We start from the raw sequence: 22,934 nt of genomic DNA, 5'->3' as shown, positions 1-22,934 counted from the left end.
CTATTCCCCTATCTTATGATTTATGGCTTGTATAATATTACCCTGCTTACCCCCATCCGCTGGAAATATCAAACGGATCATCGCACCACGACCTTCATAAAAACTCTCCGGTGCATCATGAAGCTCCATGAAACCACCGTGATCTTCAATAACTTTGCGCACAATAGCTAACCCCAGCCCTGTTCCTTTTTCCCGCGTTGTTATATAGGGTTCTAATAACTTTTGTCTTTGCTCTTTAGGAAGTCCTTTCCCGTTATCAACAACATCCACAACCACCCATTCTTCCTGACGATAAGAACGGATAAGAATATGACCGTGAATATTTTCCTCTCGCATAACTGAATCTATGGATTCGCTCGCGTTTTTGATAACATTGCAAAAAGCCTGTACAATGAGACGGTTATCAAATGCACCCATAAGTGGTAGAGTTCCTAAATCTTGCTCAAAATGAATATCATGTCGCGTCACCTCTATCAAGAAACATGCTTCGCGCAACAATTCTCGTATATCTAAAATATGCATTTTGGGTTTGGGCATACGTGCAAAAGAGGAAAACTCATCAACCATACGCCCAATATCTCCAACCTGCCGAATAATTGTGTCAATACACCGCTCAAAGACCTCTCTATCTTGTGTAATAGCTTTGTTATAACGTTTACGAATGCGTTCAGCGGATAACTGAATAGGTGTAAGAGGATTTTTAATTTCGTGTGCAATACGCCGCGCAATATCCGCCCACGCCGCTGTACGTTGCGCTGCAACAAGGTCTGTAATATCATCAATTGTTAGAACCCAAGATTGCCCTTGTCCATCATCCTCCTCCATCGTAACTTGGACATTACAGACACGCTCTTTTCCTGCAACGTTTAAAGTGACCTGCTCACGATGGTTTTTACGATCCAATGAACGCACAAACTGAAAAACCTGCCAAATTTCAGCGCTTAAAGATAAAAGACTTTTTCCAACAACGCGCTCTGAGCGAATATCAAACATCGCTTCAATAGACCGATTGATAATGGTGATATCACCATTATCATCTATACCTGCTACTCCCGCTGTTACACCCGATAACACAGCTTCAGAAAAACGCCGTCTTTCATCAATTTGATCACGCACTGCAATCAATTCATTACGCCGACTTTTCAATTCACTGACCATGTAATTAAAAGTTTTGGATAATTGCCCAATATCTCCATCTTTTGCTCGTACTGGCACGAAAATTTCCATATTTCCAGAAGCAACATCATCGGCAGCACTAATGAGAAGACGAATAGGACGTACTAAGCGATCAGCAACAGCAATAGCAGCCCAAATGGCTGATAAGAATAAACTAAAAAAAAGACACAAATAAAGCATACCAAATGCAATCTGTGTCAGCAGGCGATTCTCATTTAAATCACGATAACGATCTGTATTAACTTCCGTCAAACGCAAAGCAGATAAAACACCTTTATCAACGTCACGCACCAAATATAAAAATGTGTTTGGAATATTGGTAAATTTTAAAATAATACCAAAATAATCATGGACGCCTGGTTGAAAAGAAAAAGGTCTCGCACTAGTTGCACGTTCAATAAGATGAGAAGGAGGAATTGGCAGTTTATCTTCATCACCAAGAGCACTCGATACAAAAATAGCTCCACTAGAACTTAACAAAAATGCACCACGCAAATTGCGTCCTAGAGCATGACGCGTCAATTGCATCCTATATTCAGCTGGATTACGTTCTAAGAGTTTTTTGTTATCAAGTGCAAATGCCATCGCGTAGGATAAATTTTTTAAATTTTGGAGCATTTCATCTGCATAAGCATTTGCTAAATCAATAGAAGAGCCCACAATTTGCCGCGTTGTTGTATCAAACCATCGATCAAGTCCCAAATTTAGTGCTGGACCCGATACAAGAGCTACAGCAACAGCTGGCATTGTCGCAACAAGTGCAAACAATGAAATAAGGCGCACATGAAGACGCGATCCTGCACGCCTTGAACGCCAAGCACGAATGATCGGTATCATCTCATAAAAAACGATGACAATAAGCCCTAAAACCCAAAAACTATTAATTCCTATAAGAATAAGGGTTACTGTTCTACTGGGAACAACAGGAGTTAATCCAATAAGAATAATAAATGAAACAGAGGCCGTAAGTAAAGCCAATACAATAATTGTAATCCCTAAAAAAATATATACCTTACTTAAACGATACAACTCATCGTTATAAGTATTTTTATCTATGTCTTGAAGATTCGTCACAGATGTTATATTCGTCATGAGCTTACATACCCTTATCCCATTATTCTCATATAACCTTTTGTAGCAAAAATTGACAATACTAATACTACATTTAAAATAGGCAAATATAGTCAACGAGAAAAAACTTCTACATTTTGCAAAATATCTTTAAAATAGACTGTGTTCGACGATACTTTACGAAGGAAATGAGATGCGATTAACAAAACAAACAAATTATGCTCTTCGAATGCTTATGTATTGTGCAGATAATCAGGGAACTCTCAGTCGTGTTCCAGAAATTGCTAAAGCATATGCCGTTTCAGAGCTTTTTTTATTTAAAATCCTTCAGCTGCTTGTTCAAGCAGGTTTTATACAAACAGTGCGTGGACGCAATGGTGGAGTTAGATTGGCTAAACCCGCAGCAGAAATTTCAGTCGCGGATGTTGTGAAAGTAACAGAAGACAACTTTTCCCTCGCAGAATGTTTCGATACTGCAGAACCAACTTGCCCCTTGTTTGATTTTTGTGGTTTAAATACCGCACTTCAAAAAGCATTAAATGCTTTTTTTGAGGTGTTATCCGTGATATCCCTTGCTGATCTACAACAACCATCCTTTCAAAATCATTTTAAAATTAATGACAAAAAAGCAAACTAAGATTATAATACAAGGAGATTAAGTATTTCTATTGCAGCAATAATATTAGCCGCTGGACGGGGTGAAAGAGCAGGATCTCCCCATAAAATTCCAAAACAATATCGGCTTCTAGGACAAAAGCCAATTATTTATCATACCGTGCATTGTTTTTTGCAGCATCCAGCTATCACAACAATTATTCTTGTTATTCATCCAGAAGATCGTCAAATCTGTGAACAAGCTATTGACGATTTTAAAGAGCGCCTTATTATCGTTGAAGGAGGCAATACACGTCAAATCTCTACCTTATATGGACTTCAGGCACTCAAAAAAATTGCCCCCCAATATGTGCATATTCATGATGGTGCACGCCCTTTTATCGAAAACAAGCTTCTTAATAATATTCACAACACTATCATGCCTCAAGAAGGTGTTCTTCCTGTTCTGCCCATCTCTGATACCCTTAAACGTATAAATAATCAGCATGTTTTAGAAACAATTCCCCGTACCCATCTTTATAGTGCACAAACTCCACAGTGTTTTCCCTTTGAACATATCTTAGCGGCCCATAAACAAGCAAAACAAGCTTGCAAACAAGAATTCACTGACGATTCTGCAATTGCCGAATGGTTTGGAATTCCTATGCGTACCATTCCTGGGGATCCTAACAACATAAAAATTACATGGCATGAAGATTTTAATACTGCACATTTATATCTCCAAAAGAAAATGCAAATATTTCCTGATATTCGTACCGGCAATGGTTATGATGTTCACTCTTTTGAGGATGGTGATTTTCTTATATTATGTGGTATAAAAATCCCTTTTCATAAAAAATTAAATGGACACTCCGATGCGGATGTTGCTCTTCATGCATTAACAGATGCCCTTCTTGCAACTCAAGGTGCTGGAGATATCGGTACACATTTTCCTCCCTCTGATCCTCAATGGAAAAATGTATCATCAGAAATTTTTCTCCGTCATGCTCTTGATATTATAAAACAAGCAGGTGGTCGTATCGCCAATGTTGATATCACAATTATCGCTGAAAATCCTAAAATTAGTCCATATCGTCATGCCATGACAGAAAATCTTATAACAATACTTGCAATAACACCTGATCGAATCTCTATCAAAGCAACAACAAATGAAAGGCTTGGATTTATTGGTCGTGGTGAGGGAATTGCTGCTCTTGCAACAGTGAGCGTCCTTTATTCAGGAGAAATTCCCCAATGACATATCTTTGTGAAAAACACGCACATGAAGTCCTTAATACCTTTCGCCAAAAAGGTTTGCTGTTAACAACTGTAGAGTCTTGTACAGGGGGACTCATTGCTGCATGCCTCACAAATATAGCAGGATCGTCAGATGTTCTCGATTGTGGATTTGTTGTTTATTCAAATGAATCCAAAACACGCCTTGTTGGCGTTTGTGCTGAACTTATAAGAACCTATGGTGCCGTTTCAAAAGAAGTTGCTCTTGCAATGGCTGAGGGTGGATTAAAACATTCACAAGCTGACATTGCAGTTTCTGTAACAGGAATTGCTGGTCCAGGAGGTGCAAGTCTTGATAAACCTGTAGGACTTGTGCATTGCGCAGTTGCTTACAAAAACCACTCTCCCCTGCACAAAGAAATGCACTTTGCTCATCTTAATCGCAATGCTATCCGCCACGCAACTGTTGAAAATGCTTTTAAAATGATTCTGGAATTGCTTCACTGAATTCCCCATACTAATTTCAAAATTCTTTATTCCCCATCGAGTCTATAATCGTCAACATCTTGAAAAAATTTTATTGTATCACAACTTGAAAATGAAAGATCTGAATAGCGTAAAGTTATCTCACTTCAGTCCTGTGTAGATTGAATTAATCAAATTTATTCACTTGCACGCCACAAGAGAAAAAACTGTATAAATAAAATGATTAAAGAAAGAGACACTTGTACTTCTCTCAAGTGCTAAGAGCTGGCACAACATCTTGAGAGATGGCAAATAAATGATACAGGAGGAATTCTTCATAAGTGTACAGATGTAGATTTTATATACTTTTACGAAAATCTATACTATTTATTATGAGCACTATTATGAAATGGGTATGACGCAAGCAGGTTCTATTTGGGCGTTTTGTTTAACGAGTGTGCATCCATTAAAAAAGAGAGAAACAAAAGCATGAAGCTGTGCATCATCTTCATCATTTAAAATGATATTCCTTCAATATGCTTTTGAAAGCTGAATTAAAAACAAATAGTAAAGATGGAAACCGGTTTTCACCTTCACGCTGTTTAAGCAATAGGTATTGTTAAAAAATAACAGAATAGACTATGTTACCGTAGAGCCATAAATCTGATGCGCACGCTTCTCAAAAGCCTCGGTAAATTTACGAAACGCAATATCAAACATTGAGCCCATGACTAATCCAAGCGTTTTACTTTTAAATTCATAATCAATAAAAAACTCTATATTACATGCATTGGTATTTTCAATATCATGAAAGGCCCAACGATTTTCAAGATATTTGAATGGACCATCAATATATTTAACTTCTATAAGACTTTTTTCCGGCTGAAGAAATACTTGAGTCGTAAAAGTTTCACGAATAATCTTATAGCCAACGGTCATATCCGCAAGAAGCAATATTTTTTTTCCATATTCTTTTCGAGAACGTATTATTAAAGACTCACACATTGGTAAAAATTCAGGATAACGCTCAATATCTGAAACCAGATCAAACATTTCACTGGCACTATGGGTGATCTGCCGATGTATTGTAAAAATCGGCATAATTATCTCTGTAAGGAAAATTTTTCATCACGCGCTTTTTGCAAAATGGCAAAATCATCTCCAGCATGATGAGATGAACGCGTTAGAGGATTGGAGGCCATATGTAAAAATCCTTTTACTTTACCAATCTTGGCAAAAGACTCAAATTCTTCAGGAGGCACAAAACGAACAACTGGATGATGTTTTCGTGTAGGCTGCAAATATTGTCCAATTGTCATAAAGTCAACATCAGCAGCGCGCAAATCATCCATCAATTGCAAAACTTCATTTCGCTCCTCCCCGAGGCCAACCATAATTCCCGATTTTGTAAAAATTGTTGGATCAAGTTCTTTAACACGTTGTAACAAACGAATTGAATGAAAATAACGTGCCCCTGGACGGACCTTCAAATATTTAGAAGGAACTGTTTCTAAGTTATGATTAAAAACATCAGGCTTAGCAGCAACAACAACTTCTAAAGCGCCATCCTTATGACGAAAATCAGGTGTAAGAACTTCAATTGTTGTTTTAGGAGTTTTTTGACGAATCGCATAAATAACTTTTGCAAAATGCTCAGCACCACCATCAGCAAGATCATCACGATCAACAGATGTAATGACAACATGTTTTAATTCCATCCTTGCAACAGCATCAGCGACACGTTCTGGCTCATTATCATCAACGGCAAGTGGAATACCTGTTGCAACGTTACAAAAAGCACAAGCACGCGTACATATTTCACCTAAAATCATAAAGCTAGCATGCCTCTGGCTCCAACATTCGCCAATATTAGGACAACCAGCTTCTTCACATACAGTCACTAGCTTATGCGTACGTACAATACCATGTGTTTCCTTATAAATTGGTGATGTTGGCGCTTTTACACGAATCCAATCTGGCTTTTTTTGAACGCTTGTATCAGGACGATGTGCCTTTTCAGGATGACGCAATCGTCTATTTGCAACTCTATCAACAACCGTAACCATTTAAGCCTTTGCCTTATAAATACGAAGTAACAATCAAAAATATAAAATTTTTCATACAATCCAGTCATCAAGCGTTTAAAACTTGACCATAAGCATCTAATACACTTTCTTTCATCATTTCCGATAAAGTCGGATGTGGAAAGACAGTATGCATTAATTCTTCTTCTGTTGTTTCAAGATTCATAGCAATAACAAAACCCTGTATCAATTCTGTTACCTCAGCCCCTACCATATGGGCCCCGAGAAGCTGTCCTGTTTTTTTATCAAAAATCGTTTTTACTAACCCCTGATCTTCACCCAAAGCAATCGCCTTACCATTCGCAGCAAAAGAATAACGACCAATACGTATATCATAACCTGCTTCTTTTGCTGCCGCTTCTGAAAGCCCTACAGAGGCAACCTGTGGTGTACAATATGTACACCCTGGAATTTTTCTTTTATCAAGTGGATGAGCGCTTTTCAAACCTGCAAGATGCTCAATACATATCACACCTTCTTCTTCTGCTTTATGGGCCAACATAGGTGGGCCTGCTACATCACCAATAGCATAAATACCTTCCACCCCCGTCCAACTCCATTCATCAGTTACAATGCAGCCGCGATCGGTTTTTATTCCCAAAGCTTCTAAACCAAGATTCTCAATATTACCTTGCACCCCAACAGCAGAAATCAACCGGTCAACAGTCATTGACTCTATTTTACCTTGAACATCAATATGTACACTTACAGAATCGGAAGATTTTTCAACCTTTGTTACTTTTGCTTGACGAAGAGTACGTAAACCTTTTTTCTCTAACTGTTTACGAGCAAACGTTGAAATTTCAATATCTTCAGCAGGCATGATATGGGGCATCATTTCAACAACAGTTACTGTCGCCCCCATATCATGATAAAAAGAAGCAAATTCAATGCCAATAGCCCCAGACCCTATAACCAAAAGCGATTTTGGCATTGCTGGCGGTATCATAGCTTCAAAATAAGTCCAAATGAGTTTTCCATCTGGCTCAATACCAGGAAGGACACGAGGACGTGCACCCGTTGCAATAATGATATGCTTTGCTTGATAAGTTCCCTCCCCTAACGTCCCTTTAGGGACTGGATTTTGCGGTTGCATAATCGGTTTGGAGGATGAAGAAACCATAATTTCCGCAGGAAGGCTTCCCTTTGCTTCTTTAGTAAGCTTTGCTTCACCCCAGATAATATCAATTTTGTTTTTTTTCATTAAAAAACCAACACCAGCATTTAAACGTGCTGAAACACCCCGTGAACGTGCCACAACATCTTTGATGTTTGCCTCAATTGAACCATTAATTTTTAATCCATAATTTGTCGCATGTTCAGCAAAATGTTTCATTTCCGCTGAACGTAGAAGGGCCTTTGTTGGAATACATCCCCAATTTAAACAGATCCCTCCCAAATGTTCACGTTCAACAATCGCAGTCTTAAAGCCACATTGTGCTGCACGAATTGCGGTTACATATCCGCCTGGACCTGATCCAATCACAATTACATCATAAAGATTTGCCACAGTAATTCCTCCATGGATATATAAAAAACGGATATGCATTTTTTGAACTTAAGACTGTAAAACAACATGAGAGAATTATCTTATGTCTTTGCTTTAAGCTTCACGTAAATGCTTTACCCAAACCAGAAATAGCAATAACATTGCTCTTTAAACTCTTTAAATTTGTTTCTATTCTCTTAACACGCTTTCTCACAATTTACGTGAAGAACTGTTAAACAGTTCAAACCAACATTGCTAATGGATTTTCAATCATCTTCTTAAAAGTCCGCGCGAGCTCTGCTGCTAAAGCACCATCGACAGCACGATGATCCGCAGAAAGCGTAACTGACATAACTGTCGCAACAACTAATGCACCATTTTTAACAACGGCGCGTTGCTCCCCTGCACCAATCGCAAAAATCGTCGCATGCGGTGGATTAAGAATAGCCGAAAAACTTTTTATACCATACATCCCCATATTTGATACAGCTGTTGTTCCACCCTGATATTCTTCCATTTTTAACTTGCCCTCGCGCGCACGCTTTGCAAAATCCTTCATCTCTTTGGAAATAAGTGATAACGGCTTTTTCTCTGCATGGCGAATAATCGGTGTAATTAATCCATTGGGAATAGAAACAGCAACCCCAACATCACAATGTTTATGATGAAGCATCCCGCCTTCAAGCCAAGAAACATTCGCATCAGGAACCGCTTTCAAAGAAAGTGCGACAGCTTTGATCACCATATCATTAACAGAAAGCTTATAAGTAGGCTGAGTTTCTTCCTGCCCCTTAACCATTGGAGCAGCAGCATTTAGTTGTGTACGCAGTGCTAATAGCGCATCAAGTTCACAATCTACCGTTACATAGAAATGTGGGACTCTCTGTTTTGATTCCACCAAACGTGTCGCGATTGTTTTACGCATATTATTATGGGGAGCGAAGCTATATTCATCCTCTTTGAAGAGTTTCAATATCTGTTTGTCCGAAGCACCTGTAGCTATTAGCTCCCCTATCTGTGATGAATAAGACACTTTAGACATATCGCTGCTCACAGCTTTTTCTACATCGCGCTTAATAATACGGCCATGCGGACCACTTCCAGAAATAAGGGATAAATCAAGACCTGCCTGAGATGCTAATCGCCGCGCTAAGGGAGAGGCAAAAAGACGAGCTTCCTTTTTATCTTGCTGTATTAATTGCCCAGTTGATGATTCATGAGACATTTTTATTCCCTTTGAGTCCGTCTGTTTCAGAGAATCTGTCTGTTTGATGCCCTCTGGTTTTTGTCTTGTAGAAGAAGAGATTTCTTCTGCAACTTTTGCAGCTTCAGCTAAATCTTCACCTTCTTCTGCTAAAACAACAATTAAAGCATTTACTTTAACGCCTTGTGTTCCAGCAGGAACAACAATTTTAGCAACCCTACCTTCATCAACGGCTTCGACTTCCATTGTCGCTTTATCCGTCTCAATTTCAGCAATAACATCACCAGAGGAAACCTTATCTCCCTCCTTAATATTCCATTTTGTTAAATTTCCCTCTTCCATCGTAGGGGAAAGCGCTGGCATTGTAATTTTAATGGGCATTATGCTTTCCTCCGTTATGCTCTGTATGTCACAGCCTTAACGGCCTCAATAATTTCAGCAGTATTAGGCAAAGCCAACTTCTCAAGATTAGCGGCATAAGGCATCGGAACATCTTTGCCAGAAATCGTAGCAATTGGCGCATCAAGATAGTCAAAAGCCTGCTGCATAACACGCGTTGCTATTTCAGTTCCCACAGATGACTGAGGAAATCCCTCTTCAATTGTTACCAAACGACCTGTTTTTTTAACTGACGAAAGAATTGTTGGAAGGTCCATCGGGCGAATGGTTCGTAAATCAATCAATTCAACATCAATACCAAGTTTTTCGATTTCTGGTAACGCTTGAACAGCATAATGCATCCCAATTCCACATGCAACAATCGTCACATCTTGTCCAGACTTATGAATACGCGCCTTACCAATAGGCAAAAGAAAATCATCCAGTTGAGGAACATCAAATTGATGCCCATACAAAATCTCATTTTCAAGGAAAATAACAGGATTATCATCACGAATAGCAGCTTTCAGCAAACCTTTTGCATCTGCAGCACTATAAGGCATGACAACTTTCAGACCTGGTACATGACTATACCATGCAGCATAACATTGAGAATGTTGAGCACCAACACGGGCAGCTGCACCATTGGGACCTCGGAAAACCATAGGAGCGGTCATTTGTCCACCAGACATATAACGTGTTTTGGCTGCTGAGTTAATAATTTGGTCCATCGCCTGCATCGCAAAATTAAAGGTCATAAACTCGACAATAGGACGTAACCCACCAAAAGCAGCCCCAACAGCCAGCCCAGCAAAGCCGTGCTCTGTAATTGGGGTATCAATAACTCGGCGTTCCCCGAACTCTTCCAACAAACCCTGACTAACCTTATAGGCACCTTGATATTGCGCGACCTCTTCCCCCATGAGAAAAACTTTTTCATCACGCCGCATTTCTTCAGCCAAAGCCTGATTAAGCGCTTCACGAACTGTCATTGTAACCATTTGTGTTCCCGCTGGAATATCAAAATTAAGAGATGTATCAAAAGTAGGAGCAGCCTGCGGAACTGACAAAGGTAGAGAAAGAGGAGATTCCTTAGGTTTTTGTGCTGTATCCGTAGGCTGCGAAATATCCTCAGCACGCTCACCTTCTTCTAACAAAATTGCAATAACAGTGTTAACCCTTACGCCTTCTGAACCTTCAGGCACAAAAATTTTACCAAGAGTACCTTCATCAACGGCCTCTACTTCCATTGTAGCCTTATCCGTTTCAATTTCAGCAATAACATCGCCAGAGCTAACCTTATCACCTTCTTTCTTGAGCCATTTAGACAGTTTACCTTCTTCCATAGTTGGTGAAAGCGCCGGCATCAAAATATCAATAGACATACTTGCTTCCCTCGCATCAAACTAAAATATCAGTATAGAGCTCAGAAGCATCTGGCTCTTGATCACTTTGTGCAAAATCTACCGCATCAGCAACAATTGCACGGACCTCTTTCTCAACAGATTTTAAATCGTCTTCGCTCGCCCAATTTTTTTTAAGAATCCGACTTTTTACTTGATCAATCGGATCGTGCTCCTCTTTTATTTTTTGGACTTCTTCCTTGGAACGATATTTTGCTGGATCAGACATGGAATGACCACGATAGCGATAGGTCTGCATATCAAGAATGATCGGTCCTTTACCTGAGCGTGCCCAAGAAATTGCTTCATCAGCAGCTCCTTTTACTGATCGAACATCCATACCGTCAACAACAATACCTGGAATTTCAAAAGAAAGACCGCGTCGGGAAAAATCAGTTTCTGCAGATGCACGTGAAACTGACGTTCCCATAGCATACTGATTGTTTTCAATAATATAAACAACGGGAAGCTTCCAAAGTGAAGCCATATTAAAACTCTCGTAAACCTGCCCCTGATTTGCAGCACCATCACCAAAATAAACCAATGTCACATTATCTTTACCAAGATATTGATTCGAAAATGCCAAACCTGAACCAATGGGAACCTGCGCACCAACAATACCATGTCCTCCATAAAAGTTCTTTTCTTTAGAGAACATATGCATCGAGCCACCTTTCCCTTTGGAAAAGCCACCTTGGCGCCCCGTTAATTCTGCCATGACACCACGCGGACTCATCCCAACCGCTAACATATGTCCATGATCACGGTAAGACGTAATAACCTGATCACCTTCTTTTGCCGCTTTCAATGTTCCTATAACAACGGCTTCCTGACCAATATAAAGGTGACAAAATCCCCCAATAAGCCCCATACCATAAAGTTGTCCTGCTTTTTCTTCAAAACGGCGAATTAAAAGCATTTCACGATAAGCATCAATTTCTTCTTCTTTTGTAAAATCTGCTATTGGTGCTTTCTTTGTGGTGCTTGATAATGCAGTGCGCGCCGCCGACGCAGAATTTTTTTTAAGTCGTTCTGCCATATTAAACTCCCTTTTATGATTATTTAGGAATAACCTTTACGAACAAAAGTTACAAGCCTTATCAATCGGCTTAAACAATATCATTGCTGATTGTTGTTTAAATTAAGCGATTTTTCATTTACCTTTGGTATCATTTCAAGGTATTAAGATTGTCAATTCATTTGGCTTAGAAAAGTTCAAATTCTTTCGGACATACTCATCCAACATATCTTTTTCTATATGCCCATTGCGTAAAAGAGAAATACGCTTTTCCATGAATATCCGCTCAGCTTCTATTTTATGAAGCTCCTTTTCTAATTCGCTAATATGCTGATTAACTTCACTGCGTGAATACAATCCATACTCACCATGATAAATGTGATAACTGAAATAGCTTAAGACTCCCACCGTCATAAGAGGTAGTACAAAGCGTACTTTGATTGATCGACGTTTCTGCTTTGTCCACATAAAATAGCACAGTCTTTACAGCACAAATTTCTTAATAATCAGCCCAACTATGCACGATTTTGATTAATACCTCATTACCAAATCTACACCAAAATAATTTGTTATTTCAATTTATCCCCCCCTTAATACGATCAAAGTAAGCTGAATGCCCCACTTTTTATATTATAAATATTGGATATCCTCTAAGTTGTGATTTTACACCCATCTTTGTCCTTAAAACTTCCTGTTAAAATGACTATAAAATCAATCAATACCCAAGGTGTAATTATCAAAAAAATTCCTATAAGCCCTACCGGCATAAATATTACACTTATTATACTTATTACACTTATTATATTTATAAGAAGCATTGCAATGCCCGTTCCAACTTTACCAACCATAAAACGATGAAGTCCTAGTCCACCTAGAAAAAAACAAACGACCGCTAACGTCACTTTTGATTGCTGTGACTGACCTTCAGTTGAGATAGGGAAAATAGATTTAATGGTATCCCCTTCACACACAAAATCAACGACGTCACCAACTTTCGGCGGCGTTTTTCCTGACCAATCCCAATTCGCAAACTGATAGCGCTTACCATCAGCCCCTGAAATGAAATAATCTCCTTGATCATGACCAATAATCTTACCTTTCATCTTCACCACCTATAAAATTGTTATTCATAAAGAAGCTTTTCTTCTAATATGATAATATGTTGAATAAACCTCACAGCATGAATACAGTCTGTATTCACCGTGATATATGACAATTTAAAAAGCTAAAAATTCCCCAACAACTTAAAATTCCCGCAATTACAAGTGGTAATACAAAGCACGCTGTTCGATTTGCACCTTTGCTTTTTTTCATATGAAATAGTACAGTCTTTTTCAATAGTTTTATTTAAATATTCATAATTTTCTTTAATATTTCACATTTAAAGACATATATTAAAATAATTTACATTATTAAATTAATATATTGACAACATTAAAAGTAAAGAAAGTGCCTCACTCTTTACATTTTATATTATTCTAAAATTTCTACCAATTTATAATTTTATCCCCGTTTTCATCCCTAAAATATCCGGATAAAATAACTATAAAATCAATGAATGACCACGGTATAGTAACTAACAGCCCTATACCTGTTATCGTTATAAGAAGCATTACAATACCCGTTCCAACTTTACCTGCCATAAAGCGATGAATTCCCAACCATCCAAAAAACCAACAAACAAGTGCTATCGCCAATCTTGATTTTTCTGACTGAGTTTTACTCACGAGAGGGAGAACAGATTTAACAACATTATCTTCATATACAAAATCAACGGTATCACCCACTTTTGGTGTTTTTTTTCCTAACCAATCGAAACTTGAAAATTGATAACGCTTACCGTCAGCCCCTGAAACAAAATAATCTCCTTGATCCTGACCAATAATCTTACCTTTCATTCTTGCCCACCTATAAAGCTGCTCCTCATGTGTTATTCATAAAGAGATTATTTCTAATTCGATAATATGCGGATTAACCTCACGGTGTAAATACAATTCGTACTCACCATGATAAACATGAAGTTAAAATAGTTCGGAACTCCCCAATAATCTAATATTTCCCCCTGCTATAAGCAGTAACAAAAAACATGCTTTAGTTGATTTATATCTTTGATTTACCCACATAAAATAGCACAGTCTTTTTCAATACTTTTATTCAACTGTGCATATTTCTCTTAATATCTCACATTAAAGAAATAGAGTACAATAATCTTGCATTATTGCAACTTAATATATTGATCGAAATAAAAAGTAAACTTTATTATTTTCTTTTTATTGTAAATTTTTTACAAATCTGTAATCTGATTCCCATCTTTATCCGTAAATTTTCCAGCAATAATGAGTATAAAATCAACAATCGCCCAAATACCGGTAATCATCAATCCAAACAATGATAAAGATAAAACGAGCATTAAAGTACCCGTCCGAACTCTCCCAACCATAAAGCGATGAACACCAAAGATACCTGCAACCCAACAAAGAAGTGCAAACATTATCTTTGAGTTCTCTGTACCTGATCTCAACAATGGAAAAACAGAACTGACAACACCCCCTTCATAGACAAAATCAACAGTATCACCAATCCTTGGTGGTTTCTTTCCCAACCAATCCCAAGTCGCAAACTGATAACGCTTACCGTCATCACCCGAAACGAGATACATTCCTTGATCTTGAGTAATAATTATACCTCTCATCTTAATCCCTATAAACTTAAATACCTATAAAATTACTGAGTACATGTCTTTGATAAGAAATCTCAATTTCATAATCTAAATAATATCATACTCTCACACTTTGTGCTCACAACTATCAACGATATACATCACCAGCATAACGCGCTTGGGCTCCCAGTATTTCTTCAATACGAATAAGTTGATTGTATTTGGCTAATCTATCCGAACGTGCAAGAGAACCTGTTTTAATTTGTCCACAATTCGTTGCAACTGCAAGATCTGCAATGAAAGAATCCTCTGTTTCGCCTGAACGATGAGATATAATGGCACGATAACCTGCTTTATGTGCTACTTCTACAGCATCAAGTGTTTCACTCAATGTACCAATTTGATTAACTTTTATGAGAATAGAATTGCCTACCCCCATTTTGATACCATCACGCAAACGTGCTGAATTCGTTACAAACAAATCATCGCCAACAAGCTGACATTTTTCTCCAATTGTGTCAGTAAGTAGCTTCCAACCTTCCCAATCATCCTCTGCCATTCCATCTTCAATTGTAATAATAGGATAATTTTTCACAAGCTGCGCTAAATAATCTACCTGCTCTTGGGTGTCTCGGCATTTCCCCTCACCTTTATAAAAATACGAACCATTTTTATAAAATTCGGTTGAAGCACAGTCTAAACCAATGGCAATTTGTTCACCTGGTTTATAACCACATATCATGATAGATTCTATAATAAAATCAATTGCTTGATCAGCACTTTTAAATTGAGGAGCAAAACCACCTTCATCACCAACATTGGTATTATAACCCGCATCTTTTAAACGCTTTTTTAATGCATGGAAAATCTCAGCGCCATAACGGATAGCTTCTTTTACAGTAGGAGCTCCTATAGGGATAATCATAAACTCTTGAAAATCAATCAAATTATCAGCATGAACACCACCATTAATAATATTCATCATGGGGGTTGGAAGAATATGCGCTTGTGTACCACCAATATAACGATACAAAGGTAAATTTAATGAATCCGCAGCTGCTTTTGCAACAGCTAATGAAACACCAAGAAGTGCATTGGCACCAAGACGGGCTTTGTTTGGCGTTCCATCCAAAGCAATCATTGCTTGATCAATAGCAATTTGATTTGTTGCATCCCGCCCACCAAGTTCTTCAAGAATTTCGCCATTAACTGCAGCAACCGCTTTTTCAACACCTTTCCCTTGATAGCGCAAACCACCATCACGAAGCTCTATAGCCTCGTGTGCTCCTGTTGAAGCTCCCGAAGGAACCAGAGCGCGACCAAACGCACCATTTTCCAAATGAACATCAACTTCTACCGTTGGATTACCACGGCTATCAAGAACTTCACGTCCAATGATATCGACAATTATAGTCATATGTGTTTCCTTATCCAATAAAAGTCTCGATTCATTTATAATGCCCTATTAATGAAATATTTTTTCTCTTCTCAACTCAACTTTTTTGACAGATAATCAAATTCCATTAAAGTCTCAAGCAATCTTTGTAAATCATCAACTTTAACCATATTGGGTCCATCAGAAGGTGCATTATCTGGATCTTGATGTGTTTCTAAAAAAATACCAGCTACCCCAACAGAGACAGCTGCACGCGCTAAAATTTCAACAAATTGACGCTGCCCACCAGATGAAGCCCCCTGCCCCCCAGGTTCTTGAACAGAATGCGTTGCATCAAAAATAACAGGAGCACCAAATGAACGTAAAATAGGCAACGAACGCATATCAGAAATAAGTCGGTTGTAACCAAATGACGTGCCTCGCTCACAAAGCATAACATTCGGATTACCACTGTAAACAACCTTTTTTAAAACATTCTCCATATCCCACGGCGCTAAAAACTGACCTTTTTTAATATTAATAACACATTCTGTTTTGGCGGCTGCTACCAAAAGATCTGTTTGACGACATAAAAAAGCCGGTATTTGTAAAATATCAACTGTAGAAGAAACAATTGTACATTGCTCTTCTGTATGCACATCAGTTAATATGGGACAATTAAACTCTTTTTTTAAATCAGAAAAAATGGACATTGCTTTTTCAAGACCAATACCACGTGCCGCCCCCAAAGAGGTTCTGTTGGCTTTATCGTAACTTGATTTATAAACAAACCCGATACCAAGCTGATCGGTAATTGTTTTAATACGACCAGCCATTTCAAAAGCATGATCACGACTTTCCATCTGACACGGCCCTGCAATTAATGAAAGAGGCATTTCATTTGAAAAAATCATATTTCCAACTTTCACACGGGCATTTGGTTTAGTCATTTTATCCCTCAAAAGCAAAGTAACCCAATTTATGCATTAAACTAATCGACTTTGTTCTACAGCAGCTTCAATAAAAGAAGAAAAAAGCGGATGTGGATCAAAAGGACGGGATTTTAATTCTGGATGATATTGAACACCAATAAACCATGGATGATCTACATATTCTATCGTTTCTGGTAAAATACCATCAGGAGACATCCCAGAAAAAATCAAACCACACTGTTCTAACTTATCCTTATAATCAATATTGACCTCATAACGATGACGATGTCGCTCGACAATCTTGGTCACCCCATAAATTTGAGCAATATGACTCTCTTCTTTTAATTCAGCAGCAAAAGCACCAAGGCGCATTGAACCGCCGAGATCACCATTTCTTGTACGTTTTTCAAGAACGTCTCCTTTAAGCCATTCTGTCATTAAACCTACAATTGGATTGTCTGTTTCACAAAACTCACTTGATGAAGCATTCTCAATCTGTGCAATATTGCGCGCAGCTTCTATACAAGCTAATTGCATCCCAAAACAAATCCCTAAAAATGGAACTTTACGCTCTCGCGCAAATTGAATTGCTCGAATCTTCCCTTCTGCCCCTCGTGCCCCAAAAGCACCTGGAACCAAAATTCCATGGGCTTTTTGTAAAGCTGAAACAGAATCTTCTTTTTCAAAAAGCTCCGAATCAATCCACTCAATATTAACCTTCACTCTATTCGCTAAACCACCATGCGCAATCGCTTCAATAAGAGATTTATAAGCATCCTTTAAGCCCGTATATTTTCCCACAACAGCAATCGTAACTTCTCCTTCAGGATGGTGAATACGATGCGTAATATCTTCCCAACGATCCATTTTGGGGGAAGGTGCCGAATCGATTCCAAAAGCGCAAAGAACTTCAGAGTCCAAACCCTCCTTATGGTATGCCATAGGAACATCATAAATTGTTGGCATATCTAATGCCTGAATGACTGCATTGGAGCGAACATTGCAAAAAAGTGATAATTTGCACCGTTCTGTTTCTGGAATAGATCGATCTGCACGTACAAGCAAAATATCAGGAGAAATACCAACTGCTTGCAATTCTTTGACAGAATGTTGTGTTGGTTTCGTTTTTAATTCACCTGCTGAAGGAATATAAGGCATTAATGTGAGATGGACATAAACGACATTTTGTCTCGGTAGCTCATTGCGAAGCTGACGAATCGCTTCTAGAAAAGGCATTGCTTCAATATCACCAACCGTTCCACCTATCTCACACAAAACAAAATCAAATTCTTCATTTCCCATCGTAATGAATCTCTTAATTTCATCTGTAACATGAGGGATAACTTGGACTGTTGCCCCCAAATAATCACCACGCCGCTCTCGTTCAATGATATTGCGATAAATACGCCCTGTTGTAATATTATCTTGGCTATTTGCAGAACGCCCAGTAAAACGCTCATAATGACCAAGATCAAGATCCGTTTCTGCACCATCATCGGTCACAAATACTTCACCATGTTGATAAGGTGACATCGTACCTGGATCAACATTTAAATAAGGATCAAGTTTGCGAAGACGTACGCGATAGCCACGAGCCTGTAATAACGCTGCTAACGCCGCCGCTGCGATGCCTTTTCCAAGGGAAGAAACCACACCACCAGTAATAAAAACATAACGTGCCATGGGCTTATGGTGATAAGCAATTTATAATGATTTTTCCAGCAAAAAATGCAAAAAGAAACAATTTTTCTTCTAAAATAAAAAAGGCGAAAAAAATCACCTTTTTTAAAAAGTCTATGTTTTCTTAAAAAACTATTTTGTACTGTTATCGGGAACTGTATTTTCAAGAACCTGAGGAACTGGACTTTCTGCTTCAGGATTTGTGGACTGTTTCTGTTCCTGCGAAGAATTCGAAGTGCCTCCTAGCTGTTCAAGAATAGAAGGGGAAGACTCACCATCTGACGATGGGACTGATCCTGAGTCTTTATTGGTAGAATTCTGTTCTGAATTAACCGGTATACGCTTTAAGATATCAGAACTAGAATTTGATATATTACTCACCACGGTAAGTCCAATAGACACAACAAAAAAACAACAGGCTAAAATAGCAGTCAAACGTGTTAAAGGGTTTCGAGATCCACGAGTTTTCATCAACCCTGAGCTATTACTCACACCTAACCCACCACCTTCTGAAGGTTGAATTAATATAATACCAACCAAAGTAATCACAATCAAAAAATGAATAACTATAAGTACTGTTTGCATAAACCCTGCTCTTTAAATAACTCTTTAATAGCTATTTACACATAAATAACGCACAATCCAAGGGGAAACTCAAATTTCTCTGCTATAGTTTACGACAAACATCGCAAATAGTTAAAAAATCAATCGCTTTTAAGCTTGCTCCACCTATCAAAGCACCATTAACATGAGCAATGCTTAAAAGCTCAAATGCATTGGATGGTTTTACGGATCCACCATAAAGCAAACGTATCTTATTGCCTTCATCACCAAAACGAGAGCGCACCCTATCACGAATGAAATGATGTACTTTTGCAATATCTTCTGGAGTCGCTGTATTGCCGGTGCCTATCGCCCAAACTGGTTCATAAGCGATAATGGTATTCTCTGCTGTTGCATCATTTGGGAGAGATTCTTCAAGCTGCTGCGTGAGAATATCCAGTACTTTATTATTATTACGCTCCTCCAATGTTTCACCAATACATACAAGAGCCACAAGACCTGCTCGCCACGCAGCTTGCACTTTGGCACAGACAATCGCATCATTTTCCTGGTACACTGTACGACGTTCTGAATGCCCAATAATAACATGACTTGCTCCCGCTTCTTTAAGCATAAAAGCTGAAATATCTCCAGTATAAGGACCATGATCATCAAAGTGACAATTTTGTCCTCCCAAAAGGAGATTTTCACCATTCAGCGTATTAGAAGCACGCGATAAAAGCGTTGCTGGAACACAAATAAGCGCCTCAAAAAGATGACCTAGATCAGAGCTAACGCCTGTAGCAATAGCACGCAACTCTCCAAGCGATTCACTCGTTCCATTCATTTTCCAATTTCCAGCAAGAAAAGGCCGAATATTTGGAGACATATTTTCACCTCAAGAGCTTTTACAATATATTGTTTATCTGTAGTTACCAAATTATAAAATGAAAGCAAGTCTTTAAAGCTTGCATCTTTCATCTCTTTATTGCAAATTCCATTACAGCTTTGATAATAACTCACATTAAAAATGGACTTGAACAATGCTTGACATCATAAGAAATGCTACAAATTCTTGGATTTTTAGAATTTTCCTTGCTATTTTACTCTTATGCTTCATTCTTTTATGGGGGGTACCGCAGTTACACAAAAAAAGTGAAAGAGATCTTATTACTTCTGGAAAGTCCACAGTAACTGTCGATGATTATCGTCTTGCACTCGCCGATCAAAGCGCACGTTTAGCATATGCTGCTCATCTTGGACGAATGTTTACAACAAATGAAATGCAGCAATACCAAATTCCTGCTTTTGTATTTAATCAATTACAACAAAATGTACTGCTTGATGAACAAGCACGTAAAATGAAAATAAGTCTTTCAAAAGATACAATAGCTCATACGATTGGTTCTGATAAAATGTTCCAAGTAAATGGCACTTTTGATAAAAACTTGTTTTATAACTATCTTCAGCATTTACGTATTAGTGAAAGTGCTTTTCTTAATTATTACACCAAACAAGAAAAGCGTAATCAGCTTATTGCTGCTTTACTTTCTGATATGAAGGCACCAAATCTCTTTTATAAAGCACTTGCTCTTTATCAAGGAGAAATGCGTATTGCTGATTATCTCGTTATTGATCTAAAAGAAAAGAAAACAATTGCTGATCCTGATTACGAAACATTACAAAAATGGTTTGAAACACATCAAAGTCAATTTCGTGCTCCAGAATACCGTACTGTCTCTTTGCTATCTATGGAACTTAATGATTTTGTAAAACCTAAAGATATCTCAACAGATGAGGCAAAAGCCTATTATACACAAAATGCTTCACGTTTTGTAACGCCTGAAAAGCGTACATTCGAAGAACTGCGATTCCCCTCACGCGAAGAAGCCGATAATGCAGCAAAAAAAATAGCTGACGGATTGAGTTTTGATGAACTGGTAAAAGCTGAAAAAAAGACTCTTAATGACATAAAAAAAGGTCCTCTCGCAGAAAACGAACTTCCTAATCATCTGACATCTGAAATTTTTGAACTTCAACAAGGCCAAGTCAGTCCTGTGATAAATGACTTACAGGGACCTGTTCTCATTCGCGTTACGCATATTGAACCTTCAAGCTCTCTTCCTTTTGAAAGTGTAGAAGAAAATATTCGCCAAATACTTGCCAAAAATCGTGCTACTGATGATATCCGTAACAATTATGCTGCCATTGAAAATGCTCGTTTTGAGGGTGCTTCTCTCAAAGAGTTAGCTGACCAATACAAGTTATCTTTGCGCACAATTACTATTGATAAAACGGGAAAAACGCTTGAAGGTGCAATACTCACGGATTTACCTCAAAAAGATATTTTACTGAATGCCATCTATCAATCAAACGAAGGAGTCGATCTTGATCCTCTCTCTTTTCAAAATGGTGGATATCTCTGGTACAAGGTCGATAAAATTATTCCTTCCCGTGATAAGACACTTGAAGAGGCTAAGCTAGATGTTCTTTCTCAATGGAAAAATGAGGAAATCCAACGTCTTCTTGATGAAAAAGCCCAAAATGCTCTCAAACAGCTCACGGAAGGAAAAAGTCTTGTTGCTCTTGCTCATACCCTTGGTGTTACAAAACAAACAACACCCGCCCTCCGGCGTCAAGACTCATCTGAAATCCTTGGCGTTGAAGGGATTAAAGCATTATTTGCTGCTCCCAAAGGTCATTATGGCATCATAAAAGGTCCGGTTGCAACAAACCGTATCATTTATCAAATAAAGACTGTAACCATGCCTAAAGATATCACGTCTCATACTCTTTCAACTGAGGTCCGCGCCAATATAGATATGATGATAAGAGAAGATCTCAAGCTAGAAATGCTACAAGTTGCCAATAAAGAACATCCTTTGGAAATTAATAGCACAAATTATAATCAGATCTTTAACGCTCTCCAATAAAAAGATTGTGCATAATTTTAAGAACTTATTGATAAAGTTTTCATCAGCTCTTCGTCTATAGTTGAAGAGGTAAGACGGATTTCTTGTCTGCATATCTTAGGATCAGCGTTTGTATAATGATTCATTTTCTCGCAAAACAGTGCATGTATGGATTTGCGAGAAAATAGTCAATGGAATGTAGAATCGTTTTTGCAATGCATTAAAAAACATTATCCATCCAAAGGTCGTAAAGGTTGCCGCCCATTAAGCTATAAACATCATCCCTATCGTCATTCATTCATAGCTCATTATATTGCTACTCTTAATATTCATTCATAGGGAGCGTATTGCTTCTTCCTTAAATGATTTCATTTACACATCCAACTTATAATAGATAAAAAAACTATTTTTAAAATTCATTATAAAAATGGAGAAATCTTTTTCTATTCAAGACTCTCATTCAATATAAGAAAAAACGTATTATCATTATAAATCAATATATTCATCAATCATAACAGTCATCAATTATGATGTTATAATTTCTCAAAAATAAGAGTTTTTTATAGACTTATAGACTGCTAAGATAACTTCTCTCATAAAATAGAAATTTCATTTCATTTGCAAATGAGATACAATCAATACATTCAGAGTACTTAAAAGTTCTTCTTCAAACAAACCAATGTATTAAGATTTATCTCATGTTTTTCTTTCTCTG

The 22,934-nt window shown here is 37.9% G+C and carries 20 protein-coding genes; 4 read left to right on the top strand and 16 right to left on the bottom strand.

All coding sequences use genetic code 11. The features are described 5' to 3' along the window. Complete coding sequence (locus ACFIM6_RS01085) at window positions 1–2,268, bottom strand: ATP-binding protein (RefSeq protein WP_375611277.1); 2,268 nt, start codon at window positions 2,266–2,268, stop codon at window positions 1–3. 172 nt (window positions 2,269–2,440) lie between these two features. Between ACFIM6_RS01085 and rirA the strand changes: the two genes are divergently transcribed. Genes rirA through ACFIM6_RS01070 form a run of 3 tightly spaced genes read left to right on the top strand, consistent with a single transcriptional unit; the run spans window position 2,441 to window position 4,584 of the window. Next, the gene (rirA, locus tag ACFIM6_RS01080) at window positions 2,441–2,884 is read left to right on the top strand and encodes an iron-responsive transcriptional regulator RirA (RefSeq protein ID WP_375611276.1); all 444 of its coding nucleotides are present in this window, start codon (window positions 2,441–2,443) and stop codon (window positions 2,882–2,884) included. A 24-nt stretch (window positions 2,885–2,908) separates the two neighbouring features. Further along, on the top strand, window positions 2,909–4,099 hold the full coding sequence (locus ACFIM6_RS01075; RefSeq protein ID WP_375611301.1) for a bifunctional 2-C-methyl-D-erythritol 4-phosphate cytidylyltransferase/2-C-methyl-D-erythritol 2,4-cyclodiphosphate synthase: 1,191 nt from the start codon (window positions 2,909–2,911) through the stop codon (window positions 4,097–4,099). After that, on the top strand, window positions 4,096–4,584 hold the full coding sequence (locus ACFIM6_RS01070; protein WP_375611275.1) for a CinA family protein: 489 nt from the start codon (window positions 4,096–4,098) through the stop codon (window positions 4,582–4,584). Before ACFIM6_RS01075 ends, ACFIM6_RS01070 begins: the two co-directional genes overlap by 4 nt. Before the next feature lie 597 nt (window positions 4,585–5,181). On the opposite strand, the gene ACFIM6_RS01065 is transcribed toward ACFIM6_RS01070, so the two are convergent. The 15 genes from ACFIM6_RS01065 to tpiA form a co-directional block, all read right to left on the bottom strand. Further along, window positions 5,182–5,643: a type II toxin-antitoxin system RatA family toxin gene (locus ACFIM6_RS01065; RefSeq protein WP_375611274.1), complete on the bottom strand. Its 462-nt coding sequence runs from the start codon at window positions 5,641–5,643 to the stop codon at window positions 5,182–5,184. A gap of 2 nt (window positions 5,644–5,645) precedes the next feature. Continuing rightward, complete coding sequence (gene lipA / locus ACFIM6_RS01060) at window positions 5,646–6,608, bottom strand: lipoyl synthase (RefSeq protein WP_375611273.1); 963 nt, start codon at window positions 6,606–6,608, stop codon at window positions 5,646–5,648. Between the two features lie 67 nt (window positions 6,609–6,675). Next, window positions 6,676–8,136 carry a dihydrolipoyl dehydrogenase gene (gene lpdA / locus ACFIM6_RS01055; RefSeq protein ID WP_375611272.1) on the bottom strand — a complete coding sequence of 487 codons (1,461 nt, stop codon included), beginning with the start codon at window positions 8,134–8,136 and terminating at the stop codon, window positions 6,676–6,678. Window positions 8,137–8,356: 220 nt separating this feature from the next. Next, on the bottom strand, window positions 8,357–9,700 hold the full coding sequence (locus ACFIM6_RS01050) for a pyruvate dehydrogenase complex dihydrolipoamide acetyltransferase (RefSeq protein WP_375611271.1): 1,344 nt from the start codon (window positions 9,698–9,700) through the stop codon (window positions 8,357–8,359). Between the two features lie 14 nt (window positions 9,701–9,714). Further along, window positions 9,715–11,082, bottom strand: a complete 1,368-nt coding sequence (locus tag ACFIM6_RS01045; RefSeq protein WP_375611270.1) for a pyruvate dehydrogenase complex E1 component subunit beta — start codon at window positions 11,080–11,082, stop codon at window positions 9,715–9,717. Window positions 11,083–11,098: 16 nt separating this feature from the next. Continuing rightward, complete coding sequence (gene pdhA / locus ACFIM6_RS01040; RefSeq protein ID WP_375611269.1) at window positions 11,099–12,139, bottom strand: pyruvate dehydrogenase (acetyl-transferring) E1 component subunit alpha; 1,041 nt, start codon at window positions 12,137–12,139, stop codon at window positions 11,099–11,101. Window positions 12,140–12,274: 135 nt separating this feature from the next. Beyond that, window positions 12,275–12,586, bottom strand: coding sequence for a septum formation initiator family protein (locus ACFIM6_RS01035; RefSeq protein ID WP_012754998.1), 312 nt, complete (start codon window positions 12,584–12,586; stop codon window positions 12,275–12,277). A gap of 182 nt (window positions 12,587–12,768) precedes the next feature. Then, complete coding sequence (locus ACFIM6_RS01030) at window positions 12,769–13,221, bottom strand: TM2 domain-containing protein (protein WP_375611268.1); 453 nt, start codon at window positions 13,219–13,221, stop codon at window positions 12,769–12,771. Window positions 13,222–13,605: 384 nt separating this feature from the next. Next, a complete protein-coding gene (locus ACFIM6_RS01025; RefSeq protein ID WP_375611267.1) occupies window positions 13,606–14,016 on the bottom strand; it encodes a TM2 domain-containing protein in 411 nt (136 codons plus the stop codon). Window positions 14,017–14,402: 386 nt separating this feature from the next. Continuing rightward, window positions 14,403–14,810, bottom strand: coding sequence for an NINE protein (locus tag ACFIM6_RS01020; protein ID WP_375611266.1), 408 nt, complete (start codon window positions 14,808–14,810; stop codon window positions 14,403–14,405). Window positions 14,811–14,925: 115 nt separating this feature from the next. Next, the gene (eno, locus tag ACFIM6_RS01015) at window positions 14,926–16,194 is read right to left on the bottom strand and encodes a phosphopyruvate hydratase (RefSeq protein ID WP_375611265.1); all 1,269 of its coding nucleotides are present in this window, start codon (window positions 16,192–16,194) and stop codon (window positions 14,926–14,928) included. Between the two features lie 71 nt (window positions 16,195–16,265). Then, complete coding sequence (gene kdsA, locus ACFIM6_RS01010; RefSeq protein WP_273791141.1) at window positions 16,266–17,102, bottom strand: 3-deoxy-8-phosphooctulonate synthase; 837 nt, start codon at window positions 17,100–17,102, stop codon at window positions 16,266–16,268. A gap of 36 nt (window positions 17,103–17,138) precedes the next feature. Continuing rightward, entirely contained in the window at window positions 17,139–18,767 is a 1,629-nt protein-coding gene (locus ACFIM6_RS01005) for a CTP synthase (RefSeq protein ID WP_375611264.1), read from the bottom strand. A 129-nt stretch (window positions 18,768–18,896) separates the two neighbouring features. Then, window positions 18,897–19,349: a preprotein translocase subunit SecG gene (secG, locus tag ACFIM6_RS01000; RefSeq protein ID WP_375611263.1), complete on the bottom strand. Its 453-nt coding sequence runs from the start codon at window positions 19,347–19,349 to the stop codon at window positions 18,897–18,899. An 82-nt stretch (window positions 19,350–19,431) separates the two neighbouring features. Further along, entirely contained in the window at window positions 19,432–20,196 is a 765-nt protein-coding gene (gene tpiA / locus ACFIM6_RS00995; RefSeq protein WP_375611262.1) for a triose-phosphate isomerase, read from the bottom strand. A gap of 154 nt (window positions 20,197–20,350) precedes the next feature. On the opposite strand from tpiA, the gene ACFIM6_RS00990 reads away from it, so the two are divergent. Then, window positions 20,351–22,240, top strand: coding sequence for a peptidyl-prolyl cis-trans isomerase (locus ACFIM6_RS00990; RefSeq protein WP_375611261.1), 1,890 nt, complete (start codon window positions 20,351–20,353; stop codon window positions 22,238–22,240). Window positions 22,241–22,934: the final 694 nt, after the last annotated feature.

This window comes from Bartonella sp. AA9NXGY (genome assembly GCF_042196845.1).
Taxonomy (GTDB): domain Bacteria; phylum Pseudomonadota; class Alphaproteobacteria; order Rhizobiales; family Rhizobiaceae; genus Bartonella.
The sequence above is the reverse complement of the archived record's forward strand: the minus strand, read 5'-3'. Positions and strand labels throughout refer to the sequence as shown.